General features: G+C 61.8%; 9 protein-coding genes. 3 read left to right on the plus strand and 6 right to left on the minus strand.

The annotated features are described in order from the left end of the window. Positions 1-2: 2 nt before the first annotated feature. From LIX91_RS22410 to LIX91_RS22430, 5 genes are read right to left on the minus strand one after another with little or no spacing between them, the layout of a single operon-like run. Positions 3-1,484: an aspartate aminotransferase family protein gene (locus LIX91_RS22410; RefSeq protein ID WP_003410468.1), complete on the minus strand. Its 1,482-nt coding sequence runs from the start codon at positions 1,482-1,484 to the stop codon at positions 3-5. After that, entirely contained in the window at positions 1,481-2,164 is a 684-nt protein-coding gene (locus tag LIX91_RS22415; RefSeq protein WP_003416683.1) for a class II aldolase/adducin family protein, read from the minus strand. Before LIX91_RS22415 ends, LIX91_RS22410 begins: the two co-directional genes overlap by 4 nt. Beyond that, positions 2,161-3,789, minus strand: coding sequence for a xylulokinase (locus tag LIX91_RS22420; protein ID WP_003416682.1), 1,629 nt, complete (start codon positions 3,787-3,789; stop codon positions 2,161-2,163). Before LIX91_RS22420 ends, LIX91_RS22415 begins: the two co-directional genes overlap by 4 nt. 10 nt (positions 3,790-3,799) lie before the next feature. Continuing rightward, positions 3,800-4,681 carry a TorF family putative porin gene (locus LIX91_RS22425; RefSeq protein WP_046235580.1) on the minus strand — a complete coding sequence of 294 codons (882 nt, stop codon included), beginning with the start codon at positions 4,679-4,681 and terminating at the stop codon, positions 3,800-3,802. Between the two features lie 28 nt (positions 4,682-4,709). Continuing rightward, positions 4,710-5,135: a DUF2147 domain-containing protein gene (locus tag LIX91_RS22430; RefSeq protein ID WP_003416677.1), complete on the minus strand. Its 426-nt coding sequence runs from the start codon at positions 5,133-5,135 to the stop codon at positions 4,710-4,712. Between the two features lie 159 nt (positions 5,136-5,294). Here LIX91_RS22430 and LIX91_RS22435 point away from each other — a divergent pair, with 159 nt between their 5' ends. The 3 genes from LIX91_RS22435 to LIX91_RS22445 all read left to right on the plus strand — a co-directional run bounded on the left by LIX91_RS22435 (position 5,295) and on the right by LIX91_RS22445 (position 8,628). Further along, positions 5,295-5,978 carry a TetR/AcrR family transcriptional regulator gene (locus LIX91_RS22435; protein ID WP_003410462.1) on the plus strand — a complete coding sequence of 228 codons (684 nt, stop codon included), beginning with the start codon at positions 5,295-5,297 and terminating at the stop codon, positions 5,976-5,978. A 188-nt stretch (positions 5,979-6,166) separates the two neighbouring features. Then, positions 6,167-7,603 carry a coniferyl aldehyde dehydrogenase gene (locus LIX91_RS22440; RefSeq protein ID WP_226489187.1) on the plus strand — a complete coding sequence of 479 codons (1,437 nt, stop codon included), beginning with the start codon at positions 6,167-6,169 and terminating at the stop codon, positions 7,601-7,603. A gap of 356 nt (positions 7,604-7,959) precedes the next feature. Further along, complete coding sequence (locus tag LIX91_RS22445; RefSeq protein WP_032698894.1) at positions 7,960-8,628, plus strand: helix-turn-helix transcriptional regulator; 669 nt, start codon at positions 7,960-7,962, stop codon at positions 8,626-8,628. A gap of 117 nt (positions 8,629-8,745) precedes the next feature. Here the strand turns inward: LIX91_RS22445 and LIX91_RS22450 are convergent. Next, on the minus strand, positions 8,746-20,673 hold an 11,928-nt coding region (locus LIX91_RS22450; protein WP_317135439.1), incomplete at its 5' end, for a non-ribosomal peptide synthetase.

The raw sequence follows: 20,673 nt of genomic DNA on the forward strand, positions 1-20,673 counted from the left end.
CCTCACACCAGTTGAAAGACAGCGTCGAAGCGTTCGAGCGCGTCGTCGATGACATCGTCGGTGTCAGCCAGGCTGGTGTACAAACGGCTGCCGGCCAACGTGATCAGGCCGTGAGCGGTATACGCGGCGCCCATCTCTTCCATCATGTGCTTGCGGGTCTTGGCTTCATTGCGCGCCCTGAGCAGCTTGAGCGGGTTGCCGGTATCGAGCAGCAGGACGCCGGACGTCTGCAGGTGAACAATGGAGCCCATGTTGTACGCCACATAGGGCAAGCCGCGCCGGTTGATGATCTCTTCCAGTCCTGCGCGCATGCGGTCGCCCGCCCTTCCCGCCAGCGCCGGCGCGTTCAGGCGGCGGGCTTCGACCAGTGCGTAATAGCCAGCGACGCATGACAACGGATTGGCCGACAGCGTACCGCCGACGAACGCCCGTCGCGAGGATGTGCCGATGCCACCGGCAAGCAGTTGCATTACGTCCCGGCGCCCGCCAATGGCACCCGCCATGGGGTAGCCCCCGGTCAGGCATTTGCCCAATACCGTGATGTCCGGCATGACATTGAAGTAAGCCTGTGCGCCGCCCAGACCGGCGCGAAATCCGGTGACCACTTCGTCGAAGATCAGCAGGGCATCGAATTCGTTGCACAGCGCGCGCAGTTGTCGGTTGAAGTCGGCGTGCACCGGACGCGTACCGCTTTCCGGGCCAAAAGGTTCGACCATAATGGCTGCGGTGCCACCACGCAGACGATTGATTTGCAGCCTGCGGCGCAATGCATCGAGATTGTTGGGCGGGCTTTCCTGAGTGTTCGCGGTGGCGCCTCGGGGGATCCCCACCGCCTCCATGCGCCCGGTGCCCGGCAAACGCATGCCATAGACCAACTGGTCGCTCCAGCCGTGGTAGGCGCCGCCGATCTTGATCACCCATTTCTTGCGGGTATAGGCACGGGCCAGACGAACTGCGGCCATGACCGCTTCGGTGCCCGAGCCCAACAAGCGCAGCATGTCTACACCCGGCATCAATTCGCAGACCAGTTCCGCCAGTTTGACCTCGTATTCATGCAGCAAGCCGGTCACCGGCCCGCATTCGTCGAGAATCCGGTCAACCTGTTCGCGAATGGCCGGGTGATTGGAGCCCAGCAACGTCGGTCCACCTGCCTGCAGGAAGTCGGTGTAGCGATTGCCATCAACGTCGGTCAGGTGCGCACCGTGGGCCTGGGCGAAGGCCAGCGGGAACGGATAGTTGAACGCCAGGTTGTGTTGCACGCCCCCCGGTATGACCTTTTTGGCTGCCTCGGAAAGCCGCTTAGAGCCTTGGCAGCGCTCGTCGAAATAGCCCATGATTTTGTTCATCGCGTCGCGCTTGATCGGGCGAATCGGCTGTTTCACCAGCTCATCGAAGCGGCGATAGAGTGAGTCGACATCGGGCCATTGCGACACGGCCGATGCCGGAATGTCAGGGATGTTGGCGGGGTCGAGAGGTCTGTTCATGATTGAGTCTCTGAAAAAGTCTGAGGGCTGAGGGCGTGCGAGCCGGCACTGGTCAGGGCGTCGATCAGGCGTGCTATTGCAACGCGTGATTCGGGTTTGCCACGGCTGTTGGCTTTGATCTGGTTGAGAAGATGGTCACGACAGAATGTTTCCAGGTCTTCCAGGCGCTTCAGGGTGGTTTCTATGTCCGGGCCACAACACAGAACGCCGTGATTGCGCATCAGGTAGGCGTTCTGGTCAGGCCGGATGGTCTTTTCCAGCTTGCCCGCCAGCCAGCCGGAACCGGATGGTGCATAACCCACCAGCTGAATCCGCCGCCCTAGCGATTGCCATAGCGGCGGGTAAGGTACGTCCAGCGATTTGCCGAACAATGTGCAGGCGCTGGCCAATGGTTGATGGGTATGAATGCTGCAATTAACGTCCGGGCGACTGCGCAGGACTTTCGCGTGCAGCTCGCTTTCAACCGAGGGCGAACGTTCGCCCGACAGCTGCTTGAGGTCCTTGAGTCGCAATACGCAGACGTCCTCTGGCCGCATGCTGAAGTAGTCGGTGGCCGACGGAGTGACCGCGATGTGCAATGCGTCGATACGCAGCGCAAGGTTGCCGCCGGTTGCGGCAAAGAAGCCGCGGCGTGACAGATGCCGCGACAGGTCGACGATCTGCTGTTGAACATTGCTCATGGTGCCGTCTCCTGCGATGGGTTCAACCTGCGATAGAGCGGCGCCAGACGCTTGCGGACTTCCTTGAACGTGGCGAAGCGATCGTCATACAGGTTTCGGGTTGATTCGGAAGGTTCGTACAGCCGATGCGGCCGTTGCAGGGCCGGCAGATCGTTGAACTGCAGTTTTTCGAGCGCTACCGCAGCAATGAAGGCCGCACCGCGTGCGTTGGTTTGAATCGGGTTATGCGGCTGCTGAATGACCCGCCCGCAGACATCGGCCATGATCTGGCACCACACATCCGATTGCGCTCCGCCCCCGGTGGCGACGATGACTCCGCGCGACTGGCCGATAAACTGCGAGAACGGTTCCAGCATCCAGCGCGTGTTGTGCGCGACGCCTTCCATGAAGGCCCGAATGATGTCTTCCCGCGAATGCTCCAGTTTCAGGTTGATCAGGCCGGCACGCAGGCTCGGATCACCTACCGGAGAGCGCTCGCCACACAGCCAGGGCGTGTAGATCAGCCCCCGCGAGCCCGGTGGAACTCGGGCGGCGATACGGTCCAGCAAGGCGTACACGTCAGGCTGCTGCTCATCGCTCAACAACTCGTCCGGGTGATACAGCACCTTGTCGCGCAGAAACGACAGATTGGCACCTGCAGCCGATTGCATGGCCATCGCCAGATACCGGCCCTTGACCGCACTGGGTACTGCAGCGATGTGATGGCGTACGCTGGATTTCTTGAACGGCACGTGAGCGCCGACCCACGAAGAGGTGCCCAGATAAAGATGCGGAGCGAAGTCGCGCACGGTGGCGCCAACCGCGACTGCCGAGGTGTCCACGGCACCCGCAACCACGGGTGTGGATCGAAGCAGCCCCAGCGCATCGGCAAGCTCGGGCTTCAAGGTGCCGATGACTTCCGTCGAGCCCACCAGCTCAGGCAGTTTGCCTGCGTCGATACCCAGTGCCCTGATCAGGCTGGCGTCGTAACGGATGTGATGAGGATCGCGATTGTCGGTCACCCAGGCGGTCAGCATCGAGTCACCTGTGGCGCAGAAGCGCCCCGACAGGCGCATGTTCATGTAGTCGAGCACATTCAGAAACTTGTGCGTCTTGTCATACCTTGCCGGGTCGTGGTCAAGGATGTAGGCCATGTGCCCGGCCGAGTCCATGCCCGACAGCGACGCTACCCCGCCGGTCAGTCGCAGCGATTTCCAGAGTTTGAGCGGCCCGTAGCCGCCCAGATTGCACCAGCCTCCGCCCATACGTTTTTTGATCGAGTCGGCGCCGCGTTTGTCCAGCCACAGCAGCGCCCGGCCAATCGCGGTCCCCTCGCGATCGACACAGACCGTGCCTTCGCTTTGCGTCGAGCAACACACAGCCACCACCTGCCGACGCCTGAGCGGGTCGGCTGCCAGCAATTCGTGGGCACCGAGCATAAACGCGTTCCACCAGTCCTCGGGTTCCTGCTCGGCACTCAGACCACTGACGTGCAGCGGTACGCCGTGAAACGCCCAGGCGCGGATGTCTCCTTCCATGGAGACCAGTGCGCATTTGCAGCCGGACGTTCCCAGGTCGATCGCGAGGACGAGTTGCTCCAGGCCGGTAGCCGCCTCAGGCGTCCGGGAAATGAAAAGCGAAGTCATAAAGGTCTACTCAGAATGTGCGGGAAATCGACGCTACCCAGCGACTGCCGTCCGTGGTGCGCACATGTCCGTCGTCCTCGGCCATATACAGCTCGCGCGCTCTGGTCTTGGTCGTCACCCAGTCAAGCCCCCAGTCGAAGCCCCACCAGTGGTGGACCAGACCTGCGCCATAATCGGCAAAGTCGGCTTCCGAGAAGTTTTCGATCTGTTGGTAGCCGGCGTGCAGCTTCAGGTTGGTGTTGATGCCCAGCGCGTATTTGTAGTCGAGGTCATAGAGCATGCTGCCTCGGGAATTGCGGTCACCCTTGGCATAGCAATCGAGGCCTTTGGTCGGGTCATCGCGGAACTGCAATTGCGCGCCACACACCCCGCCGCTGTTGGCGCCCCGGTAGTTTTTCGAGAGGACCCGGGCGATTCGCCCTTCGAGCGCGCCGTAACCGATTTCAAGCACGGCAAACTGGCTGTTGTAATTGGTCGAGTGCTCTTCACCTGGCGTGAACGTCTCGAAATCGAACCGGTTCGGCGCCTTGAACTGAGCCCCGGGAAACATCTCGGCCGCAAGCCCGACGCCGTAGTGCCAGGCATCCGGATCGCCGAAGCGATAGCCGCCAGCCAGCAGTACACCCGCGCCGTCGCCATCAAGGAACTGTTTCTTGCTGACCGTGGTAAATTCGGCCAGCGCCACCAGGCCTGTTTCATGGGCGACCTGAATGGTCACTTTGGCCCCGGGGCGATTCAGCGAATCGGAAATCCCGCGGGTACGAATGTCCGAGCTGACCTTGGCGGTAACATCCACTGCGTAGCTCGACATTTCATCGGCGATGGCCAGCGTCGGGCCTGCTGCGGAGCACAGGGCTGCAGCCATTACATAACGGGTTGTATAAGTGCGCATGATTCTCTCCCACGCTAAAGTGCCGGATTTACGATTTGCAAACCGGGGCAGGAGGCAGTGTTGCGATTCGCTCGAATTGCTCTGTCTTGCCGAGAACTTCGGTGCCGACAAAAGCCCTTACATTGAGGCGTCCGTCCTTGACTCGAACGGCGCCCTTATATTTTTTCTGATCACGCGGGTCGTACACCCAGCCATCGCGCCAGGCGTCCTGGTCGTAGCGGGTCAGCTGCAGAATCTGTACGCCGCAATCACTCGACGTCGAGGCCGCATCCTTGACCCAGACAATCTGCCCGCAGATAGCGCCGGCCTTGTCTGCGCAGTCGTCAAGTCTGACCACCGCGTCCTTTTCCGCCGTCAGCCAAAGGCCCTTGGCCTCGAGCGGTCCGGCAGCAGCATGAATGCCGGTGGAGCACATCAGAACCGAAGAGAGGAAAAGCCACTGCCGTACGTTCATAGCGTCACCTTTTTTATTTTTTGTTTTGACAGACCGTCACAATAACGACGCTTCAGTTATGATAGTCATCGCTACACGATAGTTATAGCTATCATTTTATCGTGCAGCAACTGTTTTTTGATCCTCATGCTGGCGCCCCACTTTTCTTGACAGGTATTTATGGCCAGGCTGAAAACCGAAATCCTTCCCGAGCAGATCGCCGGGAAAAGCGTTGAACGCAAGAAGCTGCCCGCGCAGCAGCGTGCTACCGAAACCTACGAACGCATCCTGGTCGCCACGGCAAATACCCTGTGCGAGGTCGGCATAGAGCGCTTGTCGACCAATCTGGTATGCGAACGGGCCGGCCTCACGCCGCCCGCGCTGTATCGCTATTTCCCCAACAAGTACGCGCTGTTGACGGTGCTGGGCGAACGTCTGCTCGAGAAACAGAACGAGCGGATCGATCACTGGATCACCCCCGAGCTGATCGCAGGCACGCCACAGGCGCTGGAAAAGGCACTCGCCGAGCTGATTCTGGATACCTACCGGGTCACTGACGCCACACTGGGTGGCATGTGGACGCTCAAGGCACTGCGGGCGGTTCCCGCGCTGGAGCATGTACGGCTCGACTCACACCGCAGGGTTTCCCAGGCCCAGGCGGCGATCATTGGCAGTGCTTTTCCAGACGCCGATCCCGAGCGCATCGCCATGGTTGCCCGCGTCGCGGTGGAAATGATTCACGCGACCATCGAGTTGTTGTTCGATGAACCGCTGGAGCCCGCGAAAACCTGCGCGATGGTGGCGGCGATGATCGTCAGTCATCTGGATCGCCTGGCGTCCGAACCCGCGCATGGCGAGCAATGAGTGGCATGCAGGTTGGCCGTTTGGACCACGTTAACCGGCCGGTTCGCCCCTCCATCGGCCGGTCAGGGTCCTATACGGTTACGTGAGCCAGGAAATACACACCACTGCTGACGCGTCTGCAGTTGCGGCAGATTCCATCTGCCGTCATGCAACCCCTATAAAAACCACGCAGCCACAGGAGCAGCGTCATGAATCAACCCGCCAGGGTTCCGCCAGCCACGACGTTCCACGCGGCCGGGCTAACCGAACTGTTCGAGGCACAGCAGGCTGCATTCCTCGCCCAGGGTGCGCCTTCCTTCGATCAACGAATCGCAGACCTCAACGCCGTTCTGCGTATGGTCAGCGATAATCAGGACAGGTTGCTCGAGGCGGTCAGCGCAGACTTCGGCAACCGCTCGTTCGACGAAACCCGGCTCGGTGAATTGATGCCGGTGGTCAACGGCATCAAGCACATCCGCGCGCACCTCAAGGCGTGGATGCGCCCCTCCAGGCGCAAGGCGGGTATTGCTTTCAGGCCCGCCACAGCCCGGGTGGTTTATCACCCGCTGGGCGTCGTCGGCATTCTGGCCCCGTGGAACTATCCGCTGACGCTGACACTGGTGCCCTTGATAGAGGCGCTGGCTGCGGGTAACCGGGTAATGATCAAGCCTTCGGAACTGACACCCCGAACCTCCGAGCTGCTCAAGCAACTGCTGGGCGAAGCATTCCCGGCTGAACAGGTTGTCGTGGTCACTGGCGACGCCACGCTGGCGGGCCAGTTCAGTGAGCTGCCTTTTAACCATCTGCTGTTTACCGGCTCGACCCACGTGGGCCGCCAGGTCATGGCGGCGGCGGCACGCAATCTGACACCGGTCACACTGGAGCTGGGCGGCAAGTCTCCAGTGGTGGTGTGCGACGATTTTTCTATCGGTAAAGCCGCGCGGATGATCGCTATCGGCAAACTGTTCAACGCCGGTCAGACCTGCGTAGCACCTGACTATGTGCTCGTGCCGCGCGAACAGGTGGACAGCTTTGCCAGCGAGTGGCTGGCTGCGGCAAAAAAACTTTACCCGACCCTCGATGGCAATCCGGACTACACCTCGATCATCTCCCAGCGCCACTATGACCGGCTTATCGCGATGGCCAGCCAGGCCGTCGCGACGGGGGCCAAGGCATGGCAACACAATGCGCCTGCGACGGCGGGCGAACGCAAGATCGCACCGATGGCACTCACCCAGGTGTCCCTGCAAGCAGATGTCATGTGCGAAGAGATTTTCGGACCGCTGCTACCGATCCTCGCGTATGAGTCGCTGGATGAAGCCATCGCCTTTATCAACGCGCGCCCGGCACCGCTGGCCCTTTATTGCTTTTCCAACGATCAGACCTCTGTAGACCGGGTGCTGAACCGCACGCGGTCCGGCGGCGTGACCATCAATGGCACCATGCTGCACGCGACTCAGGATGACCTGCCTTTTGGCGGTGTCGGCGACAGCGGCACCGGGGCCTATCACGGCTACGAGGGCTTCGTTCGTCTGTCCCACGCCCGCGGGGTTCTCAAGCTCGGTCGTTTCAACATGTCCGACAAGGTCTCGGCACCTTACGGACGACTTACGCGCCTGGTGACCCGGTTCATGATCGGAAAATAGACGCATGCCAAACGGTATTTCCCGCCATGTCGCAACTTTATGTGCACATGCGCGGGGATCTTTTTCACTCCCTACTTCCCGTCACAACATCAGGCGATACGAGCTGACACTGGTTCGCCCGACCGTTTCCTGCCCCCTCCTTGCCCACCGTCCGACCGATAACCATCACTCTTTCTGATAGTGAAGTATTTAGGTAACCTCAGGACGATAGTCTTTGCTGTACTTCACTGGCGGTGCTCTAGCGAGCATCTAACGCTGATTTCGTGCCGGAAACGCCAACGTCCAAGTTGATGTGACCGCGCCATGCTTACAGCGTCTACACCATTGTCAGCAGTTTTAAATTCATGGATGACTACATGCCTAACACACTACTTCCGCAGATTGGCAGGGCCATAGCCAGCATCGGTAGCGGGAATTTTTCCAGTATGTTCCACAAACTGATCGACACTCAGCTTGCGGTAGATGCCACGCACCTTTCCTCCCTGCCTCAGCCCTGGCAAACACCGCCTGCCGCCGCACTAACGGTCTTTAACGAGACCGTGACGTCATCACGGGGCACGCTGTTGCTCAGTGACTCGATTCATCTTTACCCTGATCAGGCCTCGGAAAGCTTTAGCTGTAAAATAACGGTATTTCGGGCGCTTCCCGCGCACGAATTTTCAGAAAAGGAACGCCGGCAACTAGGCGATATTTCTCCTCTGCTGTTTTCGATACTTGAAAAACATGTCAATGCCCTGCAATCGGCAATGCCCGGCATCGAGCCTAAAAAGCCGGAAAGCATTGAAAAGCGCTTTCAGGAACGACTGCGCGAAACAGGACTGACGTTATCCGAACGCGAAACCCAGGTGTGCCTGGGACTGCTCGCCGGCCATACTGCGCTTGAGCAGGCCGAGCGGCTCGCACTCAAGGTCAATACCGTGGGCAGTTACCAGCGCCGCGCGGCGATCAAGCTGGGCATCAGCGGTCGCAATTCACTGATGCGCTGGATGTATGGCTCATCAGCGGGCGTTTTTTCAACCTGCTGAACGCCAGTCGATGTAAAGGACGGGGCGATATCGATCGCCCCTCCCGGATCCGCCCTCACTGCCTCCGATGCCAGACCTTCTTGCGCTTGCAATGGCTCATGCCCCATATCCCCCGGTTCATTGCGTTTCCCTCACACCCACTGCCAACCCGTCATACCACCAGGCCGCCAGGCTATAGACGTCCGGCGCTTTCAGGACGCTGAAGTGGTTGCCCGGCCCGTGCCAGAGTGAAAGCTGCGGCAGCAAGTGCTGCCATTCGCTTGCGCAAGCGGCATGCTCAAGTTGATTGTCCAGCGCATCCAGTTGCGGATCATTCACCAATACCAGACTCGCCCTGCCGCTGTAGCCTCCCGGCTCAGGTCGATAGACCGTGCGCAAGGCGCTGGCAAACGTGCGGACAATGCCTTGCAGGGCCTGTGCCGCCAGACGTGGCGGCAATAACCCGACGCGCACCATGGCCTGCTGAAGCAGGTGCATTTGCGTGACCGTATCGCTGTCGGCAAAGGCCAGCGGGTCAAGCTCGAGGCTTCTTCCGCTGGACAACTGTAGCGCCTCGATCAGGCGTTCCAGCACGGCGGTGGCAGTATAAGGTTTGCCGTCCAGGCCCTCGCCGCCAGGCGCTTCGCTGTCGATCAGGGTCAACGAGACAACCTCGCGGCCACGGGCCTGCAGCTTGACCGCCATGGCGTGCGCTGCCCAGCCGCCGAAAGAATGCCCGATCAGATGCAGCGGGCCTTTCGGATATAGCGCTTCGATGGCCTGCACATGGCTCTGCGCTGCCGCTTCCACCCGGCTGTGTGGAACACTGCGACCGTCCAGGCCACGCGGTTGTAGGCCGTGGATCGGCCAGTCCGGCCCCAACGCCTCGGCCAGGCCAATGAAACTGGTGACGCTGTCACCGGCGCCCGGTACGCAAAACACTGGCGCATGCCCGTCACGCCCGCTCTGGATGGCAAGCAGCGACTGATGAGCCGGTGCCGGCGGTGGCGTGGCAGGCACGCTGTGCAACGCCTGAACGATGTTCAGACCGAGCACGGCCACGTGCGGTGCCTGCATCATCGTCATGTGGTCCCCCGGGACATCGACGCACTGCAGTTGATTTCTGGAGAGAATCTCACCCCAGCCCAAGGTAGAACTGCTTCCGATCGGCGCCATTGGACGCTGTTCGGCGCGGAACAGGTGAATCGGCAGGCTGAGCGGCTCCAGCTGGTAATGCGCCAGAGCCTGACCATGCGCCACTTCCCGGTCCAGGTAATGGTGCAATTGCTGATCGCTCGCCAGCGCGAGTTCCTCGTACAACAGGCCTTCGTCACGGCACAGTTGCAACAGCGTCGCGAAGTCCGGCAGCGGCGCTTGCTCGCTCAATGAGTTCAGACGCGCCAACTTCGCAGCGCCCTCACCCGCCTGGGCTTGCCAGTGCGCAGTGCAATGCGAGAGCAATTGCCGCTCGAGCAAGTCAGGTCCCTGCCAGCGCGCCTTGCCCTGATCGGTCAGGCGTGGCACATAGCTGTCGATCAGGCCGAGGAATGTCACGGCCTCGTCCATGCCCAGCAGTTGAGTGGCCACTTCGTAGGCCAGAACCCCGCCAAACGACCAGCCGGCCAACCGATACGGGCCGCGCGGCTGGACCTGACGAATGCGCTCCACCATACGCGCAGCCAGGCACTCCATGGTGCGTAATTGCTGCTGCCCAAGGCCAATGCCCGGCAAGCCGTAAATCGGGAAGTCGCCTTGCAGATGTTGCCCAAGCACAGGGAAATAAGCATCCAGCCCTGTGAAATCGTGCAGCAGAAACAACGGTGACTCGCTGCCACCGGCACGCACTGTGATCACCTCACGAGCTTCGTCCGGTGATCCCGGACGCTGGTCAAGCAAGCCGGCCAACGCTGCAACGCTAGGGTGCTGGAACAGCTCGGCCAGCGTCAGTGACACGCCTGCCTTTTGCAACAGGCTGACCAGACGGATGGCCGATAGCGAATGGCCGCCCAATTCGAAGAAGCTGTCGTGCCTGCCGATTTTCCCGACTTCAAGAACCTCGGCCCACACGTCCGCCAAACGCTCTTCCAGAGCCGTTGAAGGCGCTTGGTAGGCGAGGTTTGCCAGTGCGTTCAGGTCCGGCGCAGGCAATGCCTTGCGGTCGACCTTGCCGTTCTGGGTCAATGGCAGCGCATCGAGGCCTACAAACACCGCAGGCACCATGTACTCCGGGAGTTGACCCAACAGATGCGCACGCAAGGCGGCACTGTCGAGCGACGCGTCACGACGGGTGAAGTAACCCACCAGACGCAACGTGCCATCGTCCAGACGCTGGGTGGTCACCACCGCTTCGCCAACGCCCGGGCATTGCGCCAGGTGCTGTTCGATCTCGCCTGGCTCGATACGCACACCACGAATCTTCACCTGATCATCGTTGCGGCCCAGGTATTCAAGCGTCCCGTCGGACAGCCAGCGCACCAGATCGCCGGAGCGATACATCCGCGCACCGGGCCTGTCGCTGAACGGATCGTCGAGGAAGCGCTCTGCGGTCAGGTCCGCACGGTTCAGATAGCCGCGAGCCACGCCTGCGCCGCCGATGTACAACTCGCCGGGTACTCCGAGTGGCACTGGCTGCCCACGCGAATCCAGTACGTACAGTCGGGCATGGGAAACCGGCTTGCCGATGTGCAACACCTTGCCTGGCTGCATCCGGCCAGAGCTGGCCACCACCGTGGTCTCGGTCGGGCCGTAGTTGTTGACCACGGCAAAACCCGGATCACGGTTGAAATGGCGCAAGCGATCACCGCCAATCAACAGGGTTTGCAGCGTCGGGTGGTGCAATTCACGGCTGAAGGCATATTCGGCCACCGGAGTCGGCAGAAACGCCACCTGCAGCGGCTGAACCAGCCACCAGTCGAGCAGCACATCGAGCTGTTCGTTGCCAATCTCCGCAGGCGGCAGATGCAGCACTGCACCGGCACACAGCGCAGGCCAGACTTCCCAGGCCATGGCGTCGAAACCGAAACCGGCAACGCTGGCGGTATGACTGCCGGCACGCAGGTTGAAGGCTTCACAGTGCCAATCCACCAGATTGTTCAGCGTGCGGTGCTCGACCATCACGCCCTTGGGCAGCCCGGTGGACCCCGAGGTGTAAATCACGTAAGCCAGATGCTGCGTGGTCATTTCCGGCACGGACGGGTTGTCGGTGCGCTGTGACCAGTCCGGGCGATCAAGCGCGATCAGCGGCACCTGCAGTTCGGGCAGACGTGTCAGCAAGTCGAATTGCGCCAACACCACCACCGGTTCGCTGTTCTCCAGCAGGTAGCTGATGCGTTCATCCGGATGCCCGGGGTCGACCGGTACGTAGCTCGCCCCGGCTTTCAGCACTGCCAGCAGACCGGCCAGGGTCTCCAGACCGCGCCGCGCGACCACCGCCACCCGGTCGTCAGGACGTACGCCCAGTCCGATCAGATGATGGGCCAATGCGTTGGCACGGGCGTTCAACTCGCCATAGCTCAAATGCTGATCGCCCGCCTGAGCAGCCAGTGCGTTCGGTTGCTCAAGCGCCTGCTGTTCGATACGCAGATGAACCGGCAGCGGGCACTCCGCCGTAAGGCGATCGGCATTGAAGCCATCGAGCAGTTCGCTTCGCTCGGTGCCGGGCAGAATATTCAGTGCTTGAATCGGCTCGGACGGCGCCTGCTCGAGGGCGTTGACCAATCCCTCCAAGGCGCAGAAAAGATACGCGCAAATACGTCGGGCATCGATGCCTGTCGAGGTCAGCGCAGTCAGGTCGAACGCTTCGCCCAGATCATCGACGCTGAGCGTCAACGGATAGCTGCTGCGCTCGCCAGACTGCAACAGCTCGATGCCCTGCCAGGCCTTGCCGGCAGCCTCGTTTGCCTCACCGGGCGCCGCACTGTGGCGGTAATTCAACAGCGCACTGAACAACGGTACGCCCGCAGGCAAGGCGCTGCAACGCTGAGCGATTGCCAGAGAAGCCTGTTCGTGGGCAAGCAATCCGGTCAGGCGGCGGTGGGTCTGGGACAGCGCATCGCGTGCACTCTGATCGGCCAGGTCGATGCGCAGCGGCAAGGTGTTGATGAACACCCCGAGTGTGCGTTCGGCACCCTCGCTGCCGTTCAAGCGACCCAGCAGTACGGTGCCGAACACCACGCTGTCACGCCCGGACAAGCGGACCAGTACCTGCGCCCAGGCCAGGTGCATCAGGCTGGCAGGACTGACACCCAGCTGCCGCACCTGATAGCGTAAACGCCTGCTCAGGTCCGCATCCAGACGCAGTCGGGCCTCGCCTGCAACCTCCGGCCCCGGCAACCAGGTCTGGGCATACGCCAGGGTCGGCTCATCCAGATCGCCCAATTGCTCGCGGAAGAACGTTTCATGCGCATCGTCACCCGCACCCAGCAAGGTCTGCGCGATGTAGTTGCGGTAAGGCACTGGCGCAGGCAGTTGCGCTGCCTGATTGAGCAGTACCGCCTGCAACTCCTGGCTCAGCAGGTCCAGGGCAACGTGGTCCATGATCAGGTGATGGAACAGCAGGACCGCGACGATACGCCCGTTTTCCGGGTCATCGGCATGAACCAGACGCAACAGCGGTGCACGCACGAGCTCCAGCGGCTCGGGAGCATCCAGCGCCGCCAGCGGCACCTCGATCACCGGCAGATCGGCATGTCGCCAGACCACTTGCACAGGCGTTTCCAGGCCTTCCCAGCACAGCGAAGTGCGCAACACGTCGTTACGGGCGATCACCTGTTGCAGCGCCTGGCTGAAAGCCTCCAGCCGCGAGCGGTCGGCAAAGGCGAAGCGTGCCTGCAAGCGATAGGGATCATCCTTAGATGCGGACAAGTAGTGATAGAAAATACCCGCCTGCAGAGGCCCCAGCGGGTAGATGTCCTGAATATTGCTCGCGCCGCCGGTCACGCTGGCGACGACGCGATCGATCCCTGCCTGATCCAGTTTCACCAGCGGCAACAGGTCCGGGGTGATTGATGTACAATCCGCACCGATCAGGTTGGCCGGAATCCTCACCTGAGCGCCGCTGCCGACGGCACGCGCCAGGGCGGCCAGGGTCGGCTGGGCAAACAACACGCGGATATCGGCATCCATGCCACGGCGACGCATGCGTGCGATCAAAGTAACAGCGAGCAGCGAATGGCCGCCGAGTTCGAAGAAGTGATCGGTGCGCCCTACTTGCTCGACTTGCAGCAAATCGCTCCAGATGTCGGCCAGGGCCATTTCCAGCTCGCCTTGCGGCGGCTCGTATTCACGTCCTGGCAATGCGTCGCGATCCGGCATCGGCAAGGCACGTCGATCGACCTTGCCGTTGGCGGTCAATGGCCAGGCATCGAGGCGCACGAACGCACTCGGCACCATGTAGCCCGGGAGACGGTCCAGCATGTCGGCACGCAGACTGGCGATATCAAGCGCCGGGCGCGGACCTTGTTCAATGAAATACGCCACCAGACGTGACTGTCCAGGTTCGTCCTCGCGCGCCACCACCAGCGATTCCTCGATACCCGGCAACGAGGTCAGTTGCGCCTCGATTTCGCCCAGTTCGATGCGCATACCGCGGATTTTTACCTGATCGTCGTTACGCCCCAGATAGTCCAGCGTGCCGTCGGCATTCCAGCGCGCCAGATCGCCGGTGCGGTACATGCGCGCCTGCGGGTTCTCGCAGAACGGGTCGCTGAGGAAGCGTTCGGCAGTGAGTTGCGGCTGATTCAGATAGCCGCGCGCCACGCCTTCACCGCCGATGTACAGCTCGCCGGCAACACCGGTCGGCACCAGCTGCTGCTGCTCATCCAGCAGGTACACGCGGGTGTTGGCGATCGGCTTGCCGATGTCGAGGCTGCCGTCAGGCAACAAACGACCGGAAGTGGCAACCACTGTGGTTTCGGTCGGGCCATAGTTGTTGATCACGGCAAACCCCGGATCGCGGTGGAACTGCCGCAGGCGGTCGCCACCGATCAGCAGCGTGTGCAGCGTCGGGTGATAGAGCTCGCGGCTGAACGCATATTCGGCCACCGGTGTCGGCAGAAACGCCACGTGCAGCGGCTGCGCCAGCCACCAGTCGAGCAGCAGGTCGAGCTGTTCATTGCTGATCTCGGCGGGCGGGATGTGCAGCGTTGCCCCCGCACACAGGGACGGCCAGACTTCCCAGGCCATCGCGTCAAAACCGAAGCCGGCCACAGTGGCCGTATGGCTGCCGGCGTGCAGAGCGAACGCCTGGCAATGCCAGTGAACGAGATTGGCCAGCGTGCGGTGTTCGACCATCACGCCTTTCGGTTGTCCGGTCGAGCCGGAGGTGTAAATCACATACGCCAGATCGTCTGGCGTCAGCCCAGACACCAGCGGATTTGCCGGTTGCTCAGGCCATTCAGGTCGATCAAGCGCGAGCAGCGGCACCGTCAGTGCAGGCAGGCGCGCCATGAACGCCTGTTCGGCGAGCACCACTGCTGGCGCGCTGTCTGTCAGTAGGTAGTTTATGCGCTCATCGGGGTGCGCGGGATCCACCGGCACATAGCAGGCACCGGACTTGAGCACGGCCAGCAGACTCACCAGCGTGTCCAGCCCACGGCGCGCGACGACCGCGACGCGATCATCCGGGCGCACGCCCAGGCTGATCAGATGATGAGCAAGGCTGTTGGCCTGACGGTTCATCTGCGCGTAGCTCAGTGACTGTTCGCCGACCCTGGCGGCAACGGCTTCGGGCATGCCTTCGGCGCGTGCTTCTATCAGGGCATGAATGGTCTGACCTTGCGGCAGGCTCACCGCGCTGGCGTTAAGAGTGTCGAGCAGATACTCGCGCTCCTGCAGGCCCACCAGCGGAATATCAGCGAGCACCACCTGCTGGTTATTCACCAGCGTGCGCAGTAAGTGTTCGAAATAACCGCAATAGCGCTGCACCGTTGCCTCGTCGAACAGCGCAGTGGCGTAGTCCAGCGTACCGAACAAGGCATCACCCTGTTCGCCGAGGTTGAGCGACAGATCGAACTTGGAGACCTGACTCTGCTGTTCGACCGTCGCCAGCGACAGCCCGTCCATCTCCGGCAACGTAGTTTCCCCGGCCAGCCAGTTGAGCGTCGTCTGGAATAACGGGCCATGGGCCAGGCTGCGTGTCGGGCGGACGATTTCCACCACCTGCTCGAACGGCAGGTCCTGGTGGTCCTGAGCCTCCAGGACTCGCGTCCTGACCTGTGCCAGCAGCGCATCACCGGTGGTTGCCGATGCTGTGTCGATGCGTATGGCCAGCGTGTTGACGAACAGGCCGATCAGCCCTTCCAGCTCGGCGCGACCACGACCCGCGATCGGGCTGCCGACCACCACCTCGGCCTGACCGGAAAGACGCGCCAGCAGTGCGCCCCACGCAGTCAGCAAGGTCATGTACAGCGTAACGCCTTGTCGTTGTGCAAGCGCACGCAGGCCGGCAGTCAGTTGCCCATCCAGCCGTACATTGAGGCTGGCACCGGCGAAATCCTGCTGCGCCGGACGCGGTCGGTCGGCAGGCAGGGTCAGCAGTGTTGGTGCGCCTTCCAGCGCCTGCCGCCAATAAGCAGCCTGGTGTTGCAGACGTTCACCGCTCATCCAGCCCTGCTGCCAGACCGCATAGTCGGCGTACTGGATGCCCAGCGCTGGCAGCGGATCGGCCTCGCCGCGACGCAGCGCCGGATACAACGCAAGCAGTTCGCGGGTCAGAACACCCATCGACCAGCCATCGGAGACGATGTGGTGCACGGTCAGCAGCAACACGTGCCGCTCGTCGTCCATCTGCAGCAAGCAGCCACGGATCAGCGGCCCCCGCGTCAGATCGAACGCAGCGGTGGCCTCCGCTGCGACGCGTTCGGCCAGAGTTTGCGGGTTTTGACGCAAGTCTTCGATGTGCAGGAACGACATGGCTGTCGGTGCGGTGAACACGACTTCAGCCCCCTCCTCGCGGGCAATGAAGCGGCTGCGCAGGGTTTCGTGGCGCTCGACGATTCGCCCAAGCGCGGCTGTCAACGCGGCGACATCCAGCGATCCTTGCAGACTGAGGGCCAGCGGGATGTTGTAGGCCTGATTACCGCCTTCCATTTGTGCCAGAAACCACAAACGCTGCTGGGCAAACGACAGCGGTAGCGACTGATCACGCGGCGCAGGCAGGATCAGTGACAGTTCACTGCGTCCCGTACCAGCCAGCGCACTGGCCACGGCTGCCAGTTCGCCCAGCGCGAAGAGTTCGCCCAATGGCAATTCCATGCCCATCTGCTGACGCACCTGCGACACCATGCGCATGGCCAGCAGGGAGTGCCCGCCCAGATCGAAAAAGTGATCGTGGCGACCGACCCGCTCGAGCTGCAGAACTTCAGCCCATATCTGTGCCAGAGCGATTTCAATCTCGCCCTGCGGTGGCTCGTAGGCCAGCCCCAACAGCGACGAATGATCCGGTTTGGGCAGCGCACGGCTGTCCAGTTTGCCGTTGGCGGTCAACGGCAAAACGGTCAGCTCGACAAAGGCCCCAGGCACCATGTATTCCGGCAGGTTAGCCTGCAGGTGAGCACGCATTTGCTCCGGTGCAGGCGCCTCGGCGTCCAGCCGGCTGGTGAAGTAGGCAACCAGGCGCACATGCCCCGGCTCATCCTCGCGCGCCACAACCACAGCCTCGCGGATGCCCGGCAACTGGTGCAGACAATTGACGATCTCGCCCAGTTCGATACGGAAACCGCGGATTTTCACCTGGTCATCGTTGCGCCCCAGGCATTCCAGCTGGCCGTCCTCCAGCCAGCGGCCCAGATCGCCAGTGCGGTACATCATCGCGCCAGGCTGATCGCTGAACGGGTCGGCAATAAACTTCTCTGCGGTCAGGTCCGGGCGATTCAGATAACCCAGCGCCACACCGTCGCCACCAATATAAAGCTCGCCAATCGCCCCCAACGGTGTCAGGTGCTGATGAGCGTCGAGCACGTAAACCGTCGTGTTGCCGATAGGCCTGCCAATTGGTACCGACTCGGCGTGATCGGCCAGTGCTCTTACATCACTGGCTGTAGCGAAGGTAGTCGTTTCAGTGGGGCCGTACGCGTTCAACAGGTGCAGGCCCGGAGCCTGGGCAAGCAGCGTGCGGAAGCTCGCCGGATCGGCGCGCTCACCGCCGGAAAGCAACAGCCGAAGACCGCTGAGTGCCTCGGGGATCAGTTGCACGTACTGATTGAACAGTGCGCTGGTCAAGAACAGCACGCTGACATTGCCGTGACGCAGGGCCGCGCTGAAACGCATCGGGTCGATCAGCGTGGTGTGCTCGATCACCAACAGCTGTCCACCGTTGAGCAAGGCACCCCAGACTTCCATGGTGCTGGCATCGAACGCCGGGTTGGAGGCAAAGGCGATGCTGTCCTGCTCGTTGAAGTCGGCATAACCGTTGTTCAACACCAGCCTGGCAATGCCGCGATGGGCCACACGGACGCCTTTCGGGGCCCCCGTCGAGCCGGAGGTATACATGACGTAAGCCGCGGTGTCGGATGCCTGTGGCAGGCCCGGGTCATGCGCTGGCTGGTCGTCAAGGTTCAACTGGTCCAGATCGATGCGTTGCACCGTCGAGCCCATCGAGGTGGCGCTCTGTGTCAGCACACATTTCGCCTGGCAATCATCGAGCATGTAATGCTGGCGTTCGGCAGGCGCATTGACGTCCAGTGGCACGTAGGTCGCTGCGCATTTGCCGATCGCCAACTGGCTGATCAGCAGTTCCAGTGAGCGCGGCAGCAGAATCGCCACATGCTCGCCGGGCCGCACACCTTGCCCCAGCAGGTAGTGAGCCAAGTGGTTGGCGCGCTCGTTCAACTCACCATAAGTGAGTGAGCGACGGCCATGCACGGCCGCCACTGCATGCGGATGAAGCGCAGCGCGGCGTTCGAACAGACGGTGCACGGGCTGCTCGCGGGGGTAGTCACGCCGGGTATCGTTGAATGTTACCGACAGACGCTCGCGTTCTGCCTCCGGCACCACTGACGATTCGATCAGGGCTGCTGCCGATTGCTGCTCCAGGGCCCGCACCAGATGGACAAGGGCTTGTTGCACGTAGGCGCAAATCCGTTGCGGATCAATACCCGGCGCAGCCTGGGCTGTCAGGCTGAAACCATCGCCGAAGTCATCGATACTCAAGGTCAGCGGGTAGTTACTGCGCTCCTCTGCGTGCACGACCTCAATCCCTTGCCATGCCGTGTTGTTCGCCTGGTCATCGACCTCAGGCACAGCGCTGTGGCGATAATTGAGCAGCGTATTGAACAGTGGCGCACCAGCCGGCAAGGCACTGCAGCGCTGGGTCAGAGCCAACTGAGCGTGCTCATGGGCAAGCATCCCGACCAGACGACCATGAAGGTCGAGCACCGCACTGCGCGCGCAATGCCCGCCCAGATCCATCCGCAATGGCAATGTATTGATGAACACACCCAGGGCGCGCTCACCGCCTTCACCGCCGCGCAGGCGTCCAAGCAGCACGGTGCCGAATACCACGCTGTCACGCCCGGACAACTGGCCCAGCACCTGAGCCCAGGCGAGGTGCATCAAGGTGGCGGCACTGACACTCAACTGCCTTGCCTGATCGCGGATCTGCCGGCACAGGTCGCTGTCCAGTGTGAGTCGTGCATCGCCAGGAATCTGCTCTGCGGATGCCATGGCCAGGCCGTAAGGCAAGGTCGGCTCATCGATATCGCCCAACTGCTCGCGGAAGAACGCTTCATGGGCGTCCTCGCCAGGCCCTCGCACAACATGGGCAATGTAGTTTCGGTAAGGCACAGGCGCTGCAAGCCGAGCTTCGTCGTCCAGCAGGATGGCCTGCAACTCATGGCTCAATATGTCGAGGGCGATGTGGTCCATGATCACATGGTGGTAGCGCAGCACCGCTGCGATCCTTTGGTTGGCCGGATCATGGGCATAGACCAGCTGCAGCAGCGGCGCCTGCGTCAGGTCCATGCGCGGCGCATTGAACAGGTCCTGCAAGGCTGTCTCTTCAACCCGCAAAGGCGCCTGACGCCAGACCACCTGCACCGGTGCTTGCAAACCTTCCCAGAACAACCCGGTGCGCAGAATATCGTTGCGCTCGATCACTCGCTGCAAGGCATGGCAAAAAGCCTCGAGACGCGAGGCGTCGGCGAAGGCGAACTGCGGTTGCAACAGATAAGGATCGCGGTCCCCGGCGGTCAGGTGGTGATAAAGAATACCGGTCTGCAACGGGCCCAGTGGGTAGATATCCTGCACATTAGCGGCACCGCCCGGCACCCGCGCCACGATACGCTCAATGGCGGGCTGATCCAGCGCTACCAAGGGCAGCAGTTCGGGGGTAATGCGCTGGCAGTGCGCATCGATCAGGTTGGCTGGCACATCGATTTCAGTGTCGCCACCGACGGCCTCGGCCAGCGCCGCCAGCGTTGGCTGGACAAACAGAACGCGAATGTCCGCACGCATGTCCAGACGACGCATACGCGCAATCAGGGTCACGGCCAGCAACGAGTGGCCGCCCAGTTCAAAGAAATTATCCTGGCGACCGACCTGCTCCACATGCAGCAGCTCGGCCCACAGGCTTGCCAGGGCGATTTCGATCGGTCCTTGCGGCGCTTCATAGGCGCGGCTGGCGATGCTGTCGCGGTCCGGTGCCGGCAGGCTTTTGCGGTCCAGTTTGCCGTTCGCCGTCACCGGCAGGCTGGCCAGCCGTACATAGGCGGCAGGCACCATGTATTCGGGCAGCAGGCCGGACAGCCAGGCACGCAACTGTTCGATATCCAGCCCGGCTTTATCTTCAGCCGAGGTGTAATAGCCAACCAGTCGTTTGTCGCCAGGCACATCCTCGCGCGCCACAACCACAGCGTCGAGAACATCTGGATGATCGTTCAGGCGCGCTGCGATCTCACCCAGTTCGATACGGAAACCGCGAATCTTGACCTGTTCGTCATTACGGCCCATGTATTCCAGGCTGCCATCGGCCAGCCAGCGGCCCAGGTCACCGGTACGGTACATCCGCGCATTCGCTGCGTGGCTGAACGGGTTGTCGAGAAAGCGTTCAGCCGTCAGAGCTTCACGGTG

Origin of the sequence: Pseudomonas sp. B20 (genome assembly GCF_020515755.1) — a bacterium.
Lineage (GTDB): Bacteria > Pseudomonadota > Gammaproteobacteria > Pseudomonadales > Pseudomonadaceae > Aquipseudomonas > Aquipseudomonas syringae.

What these genes read in the sequence shown, in the direction of transcription:
- LIX91_RS22435 (WP_003410462.1), top strand. Translation starts at nt 5,295, where the DNA reads ATGGCCAGGCTGAAAACCGAAATCCTTCCCGAGCAGATCGCCGGGAAA.
- LIX91_RS22420 (WP_003416682.1), bottom strand. Translation starts at nt 3,789, where the DNA reads ATGACTTCGCTTTTCATTTCCCGGACGCCTGAGGCGGCTACCGGCCTG.
- LIX91_RS22415 (WP_003416683.1), bottom strand. Translation starts at nt 2,164, where the DNA reads ATGAGCAATGTTCAACAGCAGATCGTCGACCTGTCGCGGCATCTGTCA.
- LIX91_RS22425 (WP_046235580.1), bottom strand. Translation starts at nt 4,681, where the DNA reads ATGCGCACTTATACAACCCGTTATGTAATGGCTGCAGCCCTGTGCTCC.
- LIX91_RS22445 (WP_032698894.1), top strand. Translation starts at nt 7,960, where the DNA reads ATGCCTAACACACTACTTCCGCAGATTGGCAGGGCCATAGCCAGCATC.
- LIX91_RS22440 (WP_226489187.1), top strand. Translation starts at nt 6,167, where the DNA reads ATGAATCAACCCGCCAGGGTTCCGCCAGCCACGACGTTCCACGCGGCC.
- LIX91_RS22410 (WP_003410468.1), bottom strand. Translation starts at nt 1,484, where the DNA reads ATGAACAGACCTCTCGACCCCGCCAACATCCCTGACATTCCGGCATCG.
- LIX91_RS22430 (WP_003416677.1), bottom strand. Translation starts at nt 5,135, where the DNA reads ATGAACGTACGGCAGTGGCTTTTCCTCTCTTCGGTTCTGATGTGCTCC.